13 protein-coding genes and 2 pseudogenes are annotated in these 14,631 nt (G+C 66.9%); 2 read left to right on the top strand and 13 right to left on the bottom strand.

The window, feature by feature from the left end; genetic code table 11:
* Positions 1-11: 11 nt before the first annotated feature.
* The 4 genes from thrS to cysQ form a co-directional block, all read right to left on the bottom strand.
* Complete coding sequence (gene thrS / locus DER72_RS03630; RefSeq protein ID WP_110068636.1) at positions 12-1,910, bottom strand: threonine--tRNA ligase; 1,899 nt, start codon at positions 1,908-1,910, stop codon at positions 12-14.
* A gap of 199 nt (positions 1,911-2,109) precedes the next feature.
* Positions 2,110-2,772, bottom strand: a complete 663-nt coding sequence (locus DER72_RS16565) for an OmpA family protein (RefSeq protein ID WP_110068635.1) — start codon at positions 2,770-2,772, stop codon at positions 2,110-2,112.
* Between the two features lie 267 nt (positions 2,773-3,039).
* The gene (locus DER72_RS03620) at positions 3,040-3,507 is read right to left on the bottom strand and encodes a DUF2489 domain-containing protein (RefSeq protein WP_110068634.1); all 468 of its coding nucleotides are present in this window, start codon (positions 3,505-3,507) and stop codon (positions 3,040-3,042) included.
* 43 nt (positions 3,508-3,550) lie between these two features.
* Entirely contained in the window at positions 3,551-4,381 is an 831-nt protein-coding gene (gene cysQ, locus DER72_RS03615) for a 3'(2'),5'-bisphosphate nucleotidase CysQ (protein WP_219983226.1), read from the bottom strand.
* Positions 4,382-4,583: 202 nt separating this feature from the next.
* Between cysQ and DER72_RS03610 the strand changes: the two are divergent.
* Positions 4,584-6,055: pseudogene (locus DER72_RS03610) on the top strand (SLC13 family permease).
* Positions 6,056-6,135: 80 nt separating this feature from the next.
* On the opposite strand, the gene cyoE reads toward DER72_RS03610, so the two are convergent.
* The 4 genes and pseudogenes from cyoE to DER72_RS03590 all read right to left on the bottom strand — a co-directional run bounded on the left by cyoE (position 6,136) and on the right by DER72_RS03590 (position 9,443).
* Complete coding sequence (cyoE, locus tag DER72_RS03605; protein WP_375153259.1) at positions 6,136-7,059, bottom strand: heme o synthase; 924 nt, start codon at positions 7,057-7,059, stop codon at positions 6,136-6,138.
* A gap of 7 nt (positions 7,060-7,066) precedes the next feature.
* Positions 7,067-8,133 (bottom strand): annotated as a pseudogene (locus DER72_RS03600) (heme A synthase).
* Positions 8,134-8,154: 21 nt separating this feature from the next.
* On the bottom strand, positions 8,155-8,703 hold the full coding sequence (locus DER72_RS03595) for a hypothetical protein (protein ID WP_110068632.1): 549 nt from the start codon (positions 8,701-8,703) through the stop codon (positions 8,155-8,157).
* The gene (locus tag DER72_RS03590) at positions 8,703-9,443 is read right to left on the bottom strand and encodes an SURF1 family protein (protein ID WP_258306183.1); all 741 of its coding nucleotides are present in this window, start codon (positions 9,441-9,443) and stop codon (positions 8,703-8,705) included. Before DER72_RS03590 ends, DER72_RS03595 begins: the two co-directional genes overlap by 1 nt.
* Before the next feature lie 10 nt (positions 9,444-9,453).
* Between DER72_RS03590 and DER72_RS03585 the strand changes: the two genes are divergently transcribed.
* Positions 9,454-9,648, top strand: a complete 195-nt coding sequence (locus tag DER72_RS03585) for a DUF2909 family protein (RefSeq protein WP_110068630.1) — start codon at positions 9,454-9,456, stop codon at positions 9,646-9,648.
* A gap of 40 nt (positions 9,649-9,688) precedes the next feature.
* Here the strand turns inward: DER72_RS03585 and DER72_RS03580 are convergent, their stop codons facing one another.
* From DER72_RS03580 to DER72_RS03560, 5 genes are all read right to left on the bottom strand, one after another.
* Positions 9,689-10,546, bottom strand: a complete 858-nt coding sequence (locus DER72_RS03580) for a cytochrome c oxidase subunit 3 (protein ID WP_110068629.1) — start codon at positions 10,544-10,546, stop codon at positions 9,689-9,691.
* Entirely contained in the window at positions 10,543-11,142 is a 600-nt protein-coding gene (locus tag DER72_RS03575) for a cytochrome c oxidase assembly protein (protein ID WP_110068628.1), read from the bottom strand. The genes DER72_RS03580 and DER72_RS03575 overlap by 4 nt, the downstream gene beginning before the upstream one ends.
* Positions 11,143-11,174: 32 nt before the next feature.
* On the bottom strand, positions 11,175-12,809 hold the full coding sequence (gene ctaD / locus DER72_RS03570) for a cytochrome c oxidase subunit I (RefSeq protein WP_110068627.1): 1,635 nt from the start codon (positions 12,807-12,809) through the stop codon (positions 11,175-11,177).
* A 33-nt stretch (positions 12,810-12,842) separates the two neighbouring features.
* On the bottom strand, positions 12,843-13,964 hold the full coding sequence (gene coxB, locus DER72_RS03565) for a cytochrome c oxidase subunit II (RefSeq protein WP_110068626.1): 1,122 nt from the start codon (positions 13,962-13,964) through the stop codon (positions 12,843-12,845).
* A gap of 142 nt (positions 13,965-14,106) precedes the next feature.
* Positions 14,107-14,280, bottom strand: coding sequence for a DUF2970 domain-containing protein (locus DER72_RS03560; RefSeq protein ID WP_110068625.1), 174 nt, complete (start codon positions 14,278-14,280; stop codon positions 14,107-14,109).
* Between the last annotated feature and the right edge of the window lie 351 nt (positions 14,281-14,631).

The raw sequence follows: 14,631 nt of genomic DNA, 5'->3' as shown, positions 1-14,631 counted from the left end.
TGACGATGTCGTCAGCCGAGTTCGGCGTTCAGACGCTCGATGAGGTCATCGACCCGCATGGTGCCTAGATCCTCGCCGGTGCGTGTACGCACGGCCACCGAGTCGGCCTCGACTTCCTTATCCCCCACCACGAGGAGATAGGGAACTTTCTGCAACGTATGCTCGCGGATTTTAAAGCCGATCTTCTCGTTCCTCAAGTCCGCCTTGACGCGCAGGCCGATTTTCTGCAAACGCTTCTCGAGATCCAGCACGTAATCGCGCTGGGCATCGGTGATATTGAGGATCACCGCCTGCTGCGGCGCCAGCCACAGCGGCATGGCCCCGGCGTAGTGCTCGATGAGAATCCCCAGGAAGCGCTCGAAGGAGCCCAGGATCGCGCGGTGCAGCATCACCGGGGTCTTGCGGGCGCCGTCCTCGTCGACGAACTGGGCGCCGAGGCGACCCGGCAGGTTGAAATCGAGCTGCAGGGTGCCGCACTGCCAGACCCGATTGAGGCAGTCGCGCAGGGAGAACTCGATCTTGGGGCCGTAGAAGGCCCCCTCGCCCGGCTGCAGTTCCCACTGGAGTCCGGTGGCGTTGAGGGCCGCCTCGAGGCCCGCCTCGGCACGGTCCCACATCTCCGGCTCACCGAGGAAGTCCTCGGGACGGGTGGAGAGCTTGAGCTCCACGTCGTCGAAGCCCAGTTCCTTGTAGACCTTCAGGGTCAGGGCGATGAAGTCCTCGGCCTCGGCCTGGATCTGCTTCTCGGTGCAGAAGATGTGAGCGTCGTCCTGGGTGAAGGCGCGCACTCGCATCAGGCCGTGTAGCGAACCGGAGGGCTCGTTGCGGTGGCAGCTGCCGAACTCGGCCAGGCGTAGCGGCAGGTCCCGGTAGCTCTTGAGGCCCTGGTTGAACACCTGCACGTGGCAGGGGCAGTTCATCGGCTTCACCGCGTAGTCGCGCTTCTCGGACTCGGTGGTGAACATCAGCTCACTGTAGTGCCCCCAGTGGCCGGACTTCTTCCACAGCGAGAGATCCACCACCTGAGGCGTCTTGATCTCCTGGTAGCCATTCTCGATCTGCACCCGGCGCATGTACTGCTCCAGCGCCTGGTACATGGTCCAGCCGTTGGGGTGCCAGAACACCATGCCCGGGGCCTCCTCCTGGAGGTGGAAGAGGTCCATCTTCCGGGCCAGCTTGCGATGGTCGCGCTTCTCGGCCTCCTCGAGGCGCTTGAGGTAGGCCTTGAGCTGCTTCTTGTCGGGCCAGGCGGTGCCGTAGATGCGGGTCAGCATCGGCTTGGTGGCATCGCCGCGCCAGTAGGCACCGGCCAGCTTGGTGAGCTTGAAGGCCTGCAAGTGCCGGGTGTTGGGCACATGGGGCCCCCGACACATGTCGATGTACTCTTCGTGATGATAGAGGCGGATGGTCTCGCCTTCCGGGATCTCGCGCACGATCTCCTGCTTGTAGGGCTCGTCGCGGTCCAGGAAGGTGCGCATGGCGTGATCGCGATCGACGTACTCGCGGCGCACGTCGTAGCCCTTGTCGATCAGCTGCTTCATGCGCTTCTCGATCGCCTCGAGGTCCTCGGGGGTCGCCGGGCGGCCGAAATCGATATCGTAGTAGAAGCCGTCGTCGATCACCGGACCGATCGCCATCTTGGCCTCAGGGAAGAGCTGCTTGACGGCGTGGCCGACCAGGTGGGCGCAGGAGTGGCGGATCACCTCCAGCCCCTCGGGATCGCGAGCGGTGAGGATGGCCACCTCGGCGTCGTGCTCGATCAGGTCGGCGGCATCCACCAGTACACCGTCGATCTTTCCGGCCACACAGGCCTTGGCAAGCCCGGGGCCGATCGCCTCAGCCAGCTGCATCACGGTGATCGGGGTATCGAAGGTTCTCTGACTGCCGTCGGGCAGGGTAACGATGGGCATTAAGGGGGTCCTTGTGCGCAGTGGTGGCCCATACGAGAGACCACGTGTCGCGGTAAACAGCGATGGCAAAGCGGCGCCTACTTTACCAGAGTCGGTCACCGGGGCGCCACCTGCCGCGACCGCCAGCCGGAACGAAGCAGGGGCGCCCGAAGGCGCCCCTGCCGGTCGGGCGATGACTCGCCCGGTTCACGACGGTCGATTACTGACGAACGATCTCGACGCGACGGTTCAGGGCACGGCCCTCGTCGGTGTCGTTGCTCGCGACCGGACGCTCCAGACCGTAGCCCACGGCGATCATGCGGTCACCGGCGACGCCCTGGCTTTCCAGGTAGGTGCGCACGGAATTGGCACGACGCTCGGAGAGGCCCTGGTTGTACTGGGCGGAACCGACGGAGTCGGTGTGACCCTCGATGCGAATGCGCACGTCGGTATGCTCGCGCAGGCGACGAGCGACTTCGTCCAGGGTCGACTCGGCAGCGGGGGTCAGCGCATCGGAATCGAACGCGAAGTTGACCTCGCTGGAGAGGGTCACCGGCTCGAAGTCCGGCACGGGCTCGGGCTCAGGTTCGGGCTCAGGCATCGGCTCGGGCTCGGCCACCGGGGCCGGGGTGCGGTCGGCACACAGCAGGGCGCCGATGGCGGCACCGGCTACGGCACCGGTGGCGGCACCCTCTTCTTCATCGGAGCTGCCGCTGGTGGCGTAGCCGATGCTGCCGCCGATCAGGCTGCCAGCGATGCCGCAGGTCACCGGCTGCTGGTACCAGGGACGATCGGACGAGGGGGTGGTGTTGGGGGTGGCGCAGCCGGCAAGGCCAACCACCAGAGCGGAACCGAGCAGCAAGCCAGTCGTGGACTTCTTCATGTGAAACTCCTTCTCTTTTTCTTTCTTGGTTCCAGGTCAGGCAACAGGTTCACCGCCTTCCCAGATGATCCCGACGATTGGGCGCCGCGGAGTCGGCTCCGCCGCGACCAGACCTCGCCTGCCGCAGACCGCTTCACGATCCGGGCAGGTTCGGCACGGGCCAAGCTTGCAGCAGCTCGCCCCATCTTTCAATCGCCTTCTTATGAACTTAGCAGATCGTTACAATATACGCACAGTGTTCGATAACAGGCGTGAGGCATTCAGGCGTCAGTGCAGGCTGCCCGGCCAGTTGCGCCGGAACTCCAGTACCGCACCGGCCGCACCGAGCACCGCCTCGCGCAGCTCCTCCTCCACGCTCAGCCGCTCGCGATCTTCCTTGAAGCGTTCCTTGGGCGTCAGCGCCTTGCGCGCCGCGTGGGTGTGCAGGTGACGAGTACGCTCATACACCTCACCGAAGGGGCGAAAGGACTCGCGCTCCAGCAGCCGCGGATCCAGGATCTCCAGTAGCACCTTGCAGCGCCAGGCCCCCTCGGTGACATCCACCTGCTCCTGGAGCAGGGCCGAAGCGACGAGTTCGAGGTTCTCCAGGCAGTTGTCGCGAGCGCGGCGCTCCTCCTCCTCACGGAAGGCCTGCCGGCGGCGAACCTCCTGGCGAAGCGTATAGGCGTAGGCGGCCAGGCCGGCGATGATCGCCAGGCCGAGGCCGGCCAGGACAAGCGCAGTCGTTGTCGTCATCAGGGCTCTCGAGGTTGTGGGTCGAATCGGGATTGGCCCCATTCTACCGGTGCCGCCCGCTCTCCCCAACCGCCTGGCGCCCCAGGGCCGCCAGGCGCTCCCGCCAGACCGGTGTCGCACAGGCGATGAAGTGGCCGTTGACCAGGCTCTCCCCCCGCTGGCAGCGCAGTGCCGCCAGGCTGTCCGCCGCGAGGACCGCGCCACCGGCGGCCTCCAGCACCGCCTGGCCAGCGGCGGTGTCCCACTCGCAGGTGGGCGAGAAACGCGGATAGAGATCGGCATGCCCCTCGGCGATGCGGCAGAACTTCACCGAGCTGCCGCAGCGCACCAGTTGGGCGCCAGGGATCGCCGCGATCCATGCCCAGGTGATGGCGTCCAGGTGTGCCCGACTGGCCAGCACCCGTGGCGGCCAGCGGGGCGCCACCTGGATCGGCCGGCGCGCCTCGGCCTGCCAGCGCCAGGCCCCCTGGCCGACGATGCCGGCCCAGCTGGTGCCCAAGGCCGGCGCATGCACCACCCCAAGCACCGGTCGCCCCGCCTCGACCAGCGCCACATTGACGGTAAAGTCATCGAAGCCGTCGACGAACTCGCGCGTGCCGTCCAGCGGGTCGATCAGCCAGAAACGCTGCCACTCTCGGCGCGCCTCCCAGGGCACCTCGCCCCCCTCCTCGGAAAGGATCGGCAGCGTCGAGCCGGCTTCGAGGCCCGCCACCAGGAGCTCATGGGCGGCCAGATCCGCAGCCGTCACCGGCGAGGCGTCCTCCTTGGCGTCTACCCGGAAGCCCGCCTCGCGCACCGCCAGGATGGCACGCCCCGCCTCCTCGCATAGGCGCACCAGGGTCTCGAGGTCCGGCTGAGTATCGCTTGGCATCATGACGGGGCTTCCGGAGGTTTGGGGTGTCGGGTGGGGACGGCGGGAACAGGGTTACCCCTGGCCATGCCCCGGGTCAAGGTTGCCGGCATCCACCGAGCGCGGGCGCGGCGCCTTAGACCAAAGGCGAACAAGCCTATCCTGACGCACAGCTACAACTTAAGTAGAATTCCGCGCTTTCACGCACCCCGGTACCAATCCGCTGATGGAGACACGCATGCCGTCGAGTCCCGATGTTCCCGAGAAGACGCAGGGCCCTTCCGGTCCCGGCCGCTTCGGCCTGTGGCTGGGCCCCGCCCTGTTGCTCGCCACCCTGATTCTGCCGCCCCCTACCGGCATGAGCGAGGCCGCCTGGGCCTGCGTGGGGCTAGCGCTGCTGATGGCCACCTGGTGGTCCACCGAGGCCGTCCCCATCCCGGTCACCTCGCTGCTGCCCATGCTGCTGGTGCCTGCCCTGGGCCTTGGCACCCTGGGCGAGGCCACCGGCAGCTACGCCAACCCGATTATCTATCTCTTCCTGGGCGGCTTCCTGCTCGGCATCTCGATGCAGCGCTGGAACCTCCATCGCCGCCTGGCGCTGCATGTGCTCAAGCTGGTGGGCCACCAGCCCCGTCGCCAGATCGCCGGCTTCATGATCGCCACCGGCTTCCTGAGCATGTGGGTCTCCAATACCGCCACCGCCATCATGATGCTGCCGATCGGCATGTCGGTGATCAGCCTGCTCGGTGACAACAGCGACCCCGACGAGGTCAAGCGCTACGCCACCGCCCTGCTGCTGGCCATCGCCTACTCGGCCAGCATCGGCGGGGTGGCGACCCTGATCGGCACCCCGCCCAATGCCCTGCTGGCCGGCTACCTGGCAGAGGATCGCGGCATCGACATCGGCTTCGCCCAGTGGATGATCATCGGCCTGCCCATCAGCATCGCCATGATGGGCGCGGCCTGGTGGTGGCTGACCCGTGGAGGCTTCCGCCTCGAGGCCGGCGAGGACAGCGCCGGGGTGGTCGGCCAGGAACTGGCCAGGCTCGGCCCCATGAGCGCCGCCGAGCGGCGTGTGGCGATCATCTTCTCGCTGGCGGCGCTGGCCTGGGTGGTGCGCCCCCTGCTCAACGACCTGGGCATGCCGTGGCTCTCCGACACCGGCATCGCCATCGCCGCCGGCGTGGTGCTCTTCCTGGTGCCCAGCGGTCGCGGCGAGGGCGAGCGGCTGATGGTCTGGGAGGAGGCTCAGAAGCTGCCCTGGGGGATCCTGCTGCTGTTCGGCGGCGGCCTGGCACTGGCGGGCACCATCACCGCACCGGGCTCGCCGAATGGATCGCCGGCCAGCTGGCCATCTTCGGCACCTTCCCGCTGCTGGCGATGATCGCCGTGGTGGTCCTGGTGATCATCTTCCTCACCGAGGTGACCTCCAACACCGCCACCGCCGCGGCCTTCCTGCCGCTGCTGGGCGCCCTGTCCCTGTCGCTGGACATCTCGCCGCTGCTGGTCACGGTGCCGGCCGCCATCGCCGCCAGCTGCGCCTTCATGATGCCGGTGGCCACGCCGCCCAATGCCATCGTGTTCGCCACCGGCCACATGAAGATCCAGTCGATGATCCGCGCCGGTTTCGCCCTCAACCTGATCAGCACCGTGCTGGTCACCCTGATGGCCTACTTCCTGCTGATCACCCTCTGGTAGGCCACCACGCCTGACGACACCTCGCTCTCCAACACGACTCCGCCCGGCCTTGGCCGGGCGGAGTCATCGGTGCCACCGACTCATCCCCACAGGGACCAGGCCATGGCGTAGTGGTCGAGCAGCAACACGCCAAAGACGCCGAGGATATAGCGGATCGAGAACCAGAAGGCGGCCAGGGGGGCCCTGGGGTCCTGGCCCCGCCACACCTTCCAGTTCCAGTACATGAAGCGCGCATTGAGCGCCACCATACCCACCAGGTAGACGGCCCCGCTCATGCCAATGGCGAAGGGCATCAGGGTCACCGCCACAGTGAGCCACCCGTACAGCCACACCTGCAGCCGGGTAAAGGCCTCGCCGTGGGTCACCGGCAGCATCGGCACCCCGGCGCGGGCGTACTCCTCGCGCTTGTGCAGCGCCAGCGCCCAGAAGTGCGGCGGGGTCCAGGCGAAGATGATCAGCACCAGCAGCAGCGGCTCGGGACCGACCTGCCCGGTCACCGCCGTCCACCCCAGCAGCGGCGGCGCCGCCCCGGCCACCCCGCCGATCACGATGTTCTGCGGCGTGGCGTGCTTGAGAAAGGCGGTATAGACCAGCGCATAGCCGATCAGCGAGCCCAGGGTCAGCCAGGCGGTGAGTGCATTGACCTGCCAGGCCAGCAGGCCCACGCCCGCCACCGAGAGCAGCGTGGCCCACGCCAGCGCCACCGCGCTGGGCATGCGCCGAGCCGCCAGCGGGCGGCGGGAGGTGCGCAGCATCATCGCATCCAGCCGCCGGTCGACCACGTGGTTGAAGGCCGCGGCGCCGCCGGCGGCCAGCCCGATGCCGGCCAGCCCGAAGACCACCACGGCCAGCGACGGCAGTACCGGGCGCGCGAGCGCCATGCCCACCAGGGCGCACACCAGCATCACCACCACTACCCGCGGCTTGCACAGGGTCAGTAGGTCTCTCCAGCCCCAACGGGCCGACTCCAGCGGCACGGACGCTGCCGTGCGAACTTGCGTCATCATGGCCTCAGACATGGACCCACTCCTTCTTGGTCGATTGTTGTAATGCCGACACGCCTTCGGCCTCGCGCCAGGCCCACACCGCCATGGCCATGGCGATCACCAGCGCCACCGCCCCGGCGGTGTGCAGCAGCGCCAGCCACAGCGGCAGCCACAGCAGCACATTGGCGATGCCTAGCCCCAGCTGTACCACATAGAGGCCAGCCAGCGCCCCCAGCCAGGGCCTCAGACGCGCCTCATGCCAGTGGCGCATGGCCAGCAGCAACAGCGCCAGCCCCAGCACCAGGGCCCCCAGCCGATGCCCCATCTGGATGGCCGTGCGCGCATCGGCATGCAGCTGGCCATGCAGGTAGTTGGGCCCCACGCTCTGGGTCAGGTGAAAGCCCTCGCTCCAGTCCATGGCCGGCCACCACTGGCCGTTGCAGGTCGGAAAGCCCTGGCAGGCGATGCCCGCATAGTTGCTGGAGACCCAGCCTCCCAGGGCGATCTGCGCCACCAGCAGCAGCATGGCGAGCCCCCAGAGCGGCGTCAGCGGGCGGCGCGGCGGCGCCACGCCACCCGGCGTCAGTCGGCCGCCGGCGAAGCGACGCAGCCGCAGGTGCAGCCACAGGAACAGCAGCATCACCGACAGCCCGCCGAGCAGGTGGAGGGTCACCACCTGAGGCCACAGCTTGAGGGTCACGGTGAAGGCCCCGAAGGCCCCCTGCACCAGGATCACCGCCAGCAGCGCAAGGCTCACCCCCCAGGGATAGTCGGGCTGACGACGCAGCGGCGCGCCCAGCACCACCAGGGCGATCACCAGCAGCCCCAGTGCTGATGCCACGTAGCGATGCACCATCTCGACCCAGGCTTGGAAGGTCTCGAGCGGCGCCTCGGGCGTGTGGGCCATGGCCCGGGTCTCATCCGGCACCACCAGCCGCCCGTAGCAGCCGGGCCAGTCCGGGCAACCCAGTCCGGCATCCACCAGCCGGGTGAACACCCCCACCAGGATCACCGCCACGGTGAAGCCCCCCCCCCCACCAGGCTGAGAGCCATGAGCCGCCGCAGGCGGCGCCGATATGCCTCATTGGTCATTGTCGTCATCCCTGTCGCTTCCTAGCGTCCCGCCAGCCTGGGCTCATCCCGACGCAGCACCTCGGGGTTCATGCGCAGCAGGCGATTCACATCGTCGAGCACATCCCGGGGCGACACCTCGGGCCCATAGGCGAGCACCGGCACACCCCGCGGGTCCAGCACCCAGAGGTGGTCGGGGGCATGCCATGCCGGGGGCTCGGTCCAGTGGGCCACCGCCTCACCGGGCAGTGCACTGGCCTCACCGCCGACCCGCAGCCGGCTGACCCGCGGCGCCTCGCGCCCCAGGGCCCGGTGCAGGCGCCACCACTGGTCGGCCAGCGCCGCACACTGGTCGCCGCAGTCGAAGGCCAGTACCCAGTCACCGCCAAGCCCGGCGGCGTGCTCCCCCTCCAGGGGCCAGGCCGCCAGCGCCGGGAGATCCGGCGCCAGATCCCCGTGGGCGGTACGCTGCTCGGGAATGCCGACCCGCCAGGTCACCATGGCCCAGGCCACCAGCAACGGCAGTGCGAAGAGCGACAGCAGCGCCAGCACCTTGAGGCGGGACGCACGGGCTCGAGAGGTCTGACTCATCACAAGCTCTCCTGCTTGTTGTCTGTACGACAGGGATCATCATTGACCGCCCGGCGGTCACGCCCCAGGCGGCGGCCACCGATCACCATCACCACCAGGGCGGCCAGCGCCAGCCCCCACCACTGCACGGCGTAGCCCAGGTGGCGACTGGGGGGCATCACGCTGGGCGTCCACCAGGGTTCGAGCCGCCCCGGGCCCTGCTCGAGGTGCAGCCAGCCGTCATGGGCAAAGGGTCGCTCCCAGGCATCGAGCTGGATGCGCTGCAGGCGCTGCCCCTCGCGGTTGGGGCCGAACAGCGGCGCCCCCTCGCCCGCCTCCTGCCAGCGCCCCTCCAAGGTCACCAGACCTTGCGGGGTCGCCACCTCCGGAGTCTCACGGCCGGCACCACTGGCCAGGAAGCCTCGCTGCACCAACCACAGGCGGCCGTCGGCGGTGCGCAGCGGGGTCAGCGGCGCCACGCCGTGACGCCCATTGAGCACCCGGTTGTCGAGGAACAGCGTCTGCTCGGCGAGGTACTCACCGCTCAGGGTCAGGTGGCTGCCGTCCGGCGGCCGCTGGTGCGGTGCCTCCAGGTGCGGCGCCGCCGCAAGGCCCGCCAGGTAATCACGCTTCTCGCCCGCCCGCTCCCACTGCCAGAGCCCGAGCCCCAGGCCGAGCAGCACCAGCGGCGCCCACAGCAGCCACCACAGGCGTTGCCGCCATGGCCCGCGACGGGCATGCTGAGAGGGAGAATCGTTCAAGGAGTGCTCCATGCTACTCAAGGTCCTGATCGCACTGGTATTCCTGGCCATGCTGGCGAGCCTTGCCGCCGGTGCGGGCTTCCTGCTCCGCGACGAGGCCGCCTCGCGCCGGCTGCTGGTGTCACTCAAGCTCCGCGTCGCCCTGGCCGCCACCCTGCTGGGTCTGCTCTTCTACGGCTTCTACGCCGGCGGTCTCGCCGGCTGAACGCAGCCCGGGATGCTGGCGGACCCAGCCAGCCCCGGGCTCAGAAGACATAGACGAACAGGAACAGGCCGATCCACACCACGTCCACGAAGTGCCAGTACCAGCAGGCCGCCTCGAAGCCGAAGTGGTTGTCGCTCGAAAAGTGGCCGCGCAGCACGCGCACCAGCATCACCGCCAGGATGGTGGCGCCGATGATCACGTGGGCTCCATGGAAGCCGGTGAGCAGGAAGAAGGTCGCCCCGTAGATGCCCGCCTCCAGGGTGATACCGTAGTGGACATAGGCCTCGTAGTACTCGATGCCCTGGATGGTGATGAAGCTGATGGCCAGCAGCAGGGTGGCGAACAGCCAGTTGCGGGTGGTCTCGCGATGCCCCTCCTTGAGCCCCTCGTGGGCCACCGTCAAGGTGATACTCGACGCCACCAGAATCAGGGTGTTGACCAGCGGCAGCTGCCAGGGGCTGAAGGTGTCGCGGGGGCCGGTCACATCCCCGGGCGGCTCGAGCAGCGGCCAGCTGGCGGTGAATTCCGGCCACAGCAGCGCCGCCACCCCCTTGGCCCCCTCGCCGTCGAGCCATGGCAGGGCAAAGGTGCGGATATAAAAGAGCGCCCCGAAGAAGGCGGCGAAGAACATCACCTCGGAGAAGATGAACCAGCCCATGCCCTGGCGGAAGGAGCGGTCCATCTGGGCGTCGTAGAGCCCCTGGCGGGACTGCTTCACCACGTCGCGAAACCACAGCCCCATCACCGCCAGCACCGCCAGCAGCCCCGCCGTCATGACCAGGGTACCGCGGTCGTACACCAGCACCATGCCGGTGCCGACCATCATCAGGCCCAGGGCCAGCGAACCGAGGATCGGCCACTTGCTGGTTGCCGGAACGTAGTAGCTGCCACCGCTCATGCCTCATCTCCTTTGCCGGCAGTCGCCCGAGCCTGAAGCGGCGCCTCGTCGCGGGTGACCGGATACAGGGTGTAGACCAGGGTTACCGTATTGACCTCGGGCGGCAGGTCCCGGGCCAGCTGGAACACCAGCGGCAGCTCCAGGCGCTCGCCCGCCTCCAGATGCTGCTCCTCGAAACAGAAGCAGCTCACCTTGCGCAGGTGACGCGTGGCATTCGAGGGCGAGACACTGGGCACCGCCCGCCCCCAGGTGCCCTCGCCGCTGGCATTGTGGAAGGCGAAGCCCACCTCGGTGGTCTGTCCCGGGTGGACGCGCATCTGGCGGGTCTCCACCTCGAGGTTCCAGGGCAGCCCCGACCCGTTGCGGGTGATGAACTGCACGGTAACGTAGCGCGAATCGTCCACCCCCTCGTGCACGATGGCCTGGGCGGTGGTGTCCACCTTGCCGTTGATGCCGGTGACGCGGCAGAAGACGTCATAGAGCGGCACCAGGGCGAAGGCGAAGGCGAACATGCCCACCAGGGTGGCCACCGAGCGCACCACCGTTCGGCGCACGCCGGGGTTGGGGGCGGTGGAGTGTTGCTGGGGCTCTGTCATGGGTCACCTCCTTGGGCGCGGGCCAGGCTCGCTCAGTGCTCATGGCGCTGGAAGGTCGGCGGCGTTTCGAAGGTGTGCAGCGGGGCCGGGCTCGGCACGCTCCACTCGAGATCCTCGGCACCCTCCCAGGCCTTGGCCGGCGCCTTCTCACCGCCGCGCACGCAGAGGATCACTACCGCGACGAAGAGCAGCTGCGAGGCGCCGAACATGAAGGCGCCCAGGCTCGACACCAGGTTGAAGTCGGCGAACTGCAGGGCGTAGTCGGGAATGCGCCGCGGCATTCCTGCGAGCCCCGAGAAATGCATGGGGAAGAAGGTCAGGTTGACGCCGATCACCGAGAGCCAGAAGTGCCACTGGGCCAGCTTCACGTTGGGGTAGTGGCCGGTCCACTTGGGCAACCAGTAGTAGACCCCCGCCATGATGGCGAAGACCGCCCCGGGCACCAGCACGTAGTGGAAGTGGGCCACTACGAAGTAGGTGTCGTGGTACTGGAAGTCCGCGGGGGCGATGGCCAGCATCAGGCCGGAGAAGCCACCGATGGTGAAGAGCACCACGAAGGCCAGGGCGAACAGCATCGGCGGCTCGAAGGTGATGGAGCCGCGGAACAGAGTGGTGATCCAGTTGAACACCTTCACCCCAGTGGGTACCGCGATAATCATGGTGGTGTACATGAAGAACAGCTCGGCGACCAACGGCAGCCCCACCACGAACATGTGATGCGCCCACACCAGGAAGGAGAGAATGGCAATGGCGGCGGTGGCATAGACCATGGAGGCGTAGCCGAACAGCCGCTTGCGGGCGAAGGTCGGGATGATCGCCGAGACGATACCGAAGGCCGGCAGGATCATGATGTAGACCTCGGGATGCCCAAAGAACCAGAAGAGGTGCTGGAACAGCACCGGGTCGCCGCCGCCGGCGGCATTGAAGAAGTGGGTGCCGAAGTTGATGTCCATCAGCATCATGGTGATCACCCCGGCCAGTACCGGCATCACCGCGATCAGCAGGAAGGCGGTGATCAGCCAGGTCCAGACGAACAGTGGCATGTCCATCAGCCGCATGCCCGGTGCGCGCATGTTGATGATGGTGGCGATGATGTTGATGGCGCCGAGGATCGAGCTGATCCCAGCGATGTGCAGCGAGAGAATAAAGAAGGTGGTGGACGGCGGCGCATAGGTGGTGGAGAGCGGCGCGTAGAAGGTCCAGCCGAAGTTGGGCCCGCCCCCCGGCATCAGCAGGGTGGAGAGAAGCAGCAGGAAGGCCACCGGCAGCAGCCAGAAGCTGAAGTTATTGAGCCGCGGCAGGGCCATGTCCGGCGCACCGATCTGCAGCGGGATCATCCAGTTGGCCAGCCCCGTGAAGGCCGGCATGACCGCCGCGAAGACCATGATCAGGCCGTGCATGGTGGTCATCTGGTTGAAGAATTCCGGATTGACCAGCTGCAGGCCCGGCTGGAAAAGCTCGGCCCGCACCACCAGCGCGAAGATGCCGCCGATGAAGAACATGATCAGTGAGAAGATCAGGTAGAGGCTACCGATCTCCTTGTGGTTGGTGGTCAGCAACCAGCGCAGGATGCCACGCGGCGGCGCGGGATGGGCGGCTGCCTGGCCGCCGGCGGTGGCCGAGGTGCTCTGCTCGACGGGGTGATGCGGAGGCAGCTTGGGCGCCATCGTAAATCTCCCTGATCTGTCATTGTGCTGTTGTTATTGGTTCGCCAGCTTGTCGACCACGTCAGCCGGCTGGACGGCGTCGCCGGTGTCGCTGCCCCAGGCGTTGCGCGTCCAGGTGGTCACGGCGGCGATCTCGACCGGGTTCAAGGTGCTGCGGAAGGCCGGCATCGCCGTACCGGAGACGCCGTTGACGATGGTGTCCAGGTGCCACTCGAGGTCGTCAAGCAGCCGCTGGTTGCCGGCGAGCGCCGGGAAGGCCGGCGCCGCCCCCTGCCCCTCAGGCTGGTGGCAGGAGGCACAGATGCTGGCATAGACCGCCTCACCGCGCTCCATCAGCTCCTCAAGTTCCCACTCGCGATCGACGCCCATCGCCTCCTGCTCCGCCTCCTCGCGACGCTCGGCGAGCCAGGTATCGAACTCCTCCTCCTCCATGGCGTGCACCACGATCGGCATGAAGCCGTGATCCATACCGCAGAGCTCGGTACACTGGCCGCGATAGATGCCAGGCTCGTTGATGCGCACCCAGTTCTCGTTAACGAAACCGGGAATGGTGTCCTGCTTGACGGCGAAGTCCGGCACCCACCAGGAGTGGATGACATCGTCTGAGGTCATCAGGAAGCGCACCTTGCGATTGATAGGCAGTACCAGAGGATTGTCCACCTCGAGCAGGTAGTGCTCCTCCCGCGGCTCATCCCCACGAATCTGGGCGCGAGGTGTACTCATGCTGGAGTTGAAAGCGACCTCCTCGCCCAGGTACTCGTAGCGCCAGCGCCACTGCTGGCCGATGATCATCACATCGAGCTCGGCATCGGAGGCGTCGTACATCTTCTTGAGGGTCGCGGTGGCCGGCACCGCCATGCCCACCAGGATCAGCAGGGGAACGGCGGTCCACAGCACCTCCACAGTGGTGTTCTCGTGGAAGTTGGCCGCCTTGGCACCGCGGGAGCGACGGAACTTGAACAGGGAGTAGAACATCACCCCGAACACGACCACACCGATGATCACGCAGATCCAGAAGATGGTCATGTGCAGGGAGTAGATCTCACGACTGAGATCGGTGACCCCCACCGGCATATTCCAACCGCTGGCGACTGCCGCGGGGCCGAACGCAAGCCCCATCAGACAGCTCGCCATCCACACGAACAACGTGCGCATCGGCGCCTCCTTGTTTCCTTGTTATTGTTGTCTTAGCGGTTAACGCAACATTAGCTGTGTCTGCGATGCAGTATAGAAGGCCCTACCGTAACAACTCGCCGCAGTCGCCGGGTGTACCAACGCCGGATTCAACGGGACCCCTTCAGCGCGCGACCACGATGGCCACCGCCGCCACTCCCACCACGAACAGCAGCCCCATCAGCACGCCCACCACGATGAAGGCCAGCGGCCTGCCCTGCTCGAAGTCCTCGCGTCGGCGCTGCTCCTTCTGCACGCCGAAAAATGCCGCCAGTACCGACTTGATCACGCGCCACATCGCCAGCTCCTTGTCTGTTCATCGGGTGGCAGGGTGCGGTGTGACGGACGTCAAGTAAACGCTCATTCCCCGCGTCACTCCGCCGACCACCTCTCCTATACGCTAGCCCGGATACCGCATCATAAATGAAAAAATCGGCTGAAAATCGGTTATAATTCAAGAACCTAAAGCAGGACATCTTCCTGAAGCTGGCTGGCAAACTGGTGCCTGGGTAGCGCCGCGGCGTGCTGTCCCCGGCACAGAAAACACATGGGGGTTGGGGGCAGTGCGCCTTGAGCAAAGGAAATTGTTCAATAGCAATATATAGCCAACTTCCAGCTCTGGGCGGCATCATCGCCACCCAACCTGGCA

Source organism: Halomonas sp. A11-A (assembly GCF_003182195.1).
GTDB lineage: Bacteria > Pseudomonadota > Gammaproteobacteria > Pseudomonadales > Halomonadaceae > Halomonas > Halomonas alkalicola.
Note: the sequence above shows the minus strand (reverse complement) of the source record. Positions and strands in the feature narration are given on the sequence as shown.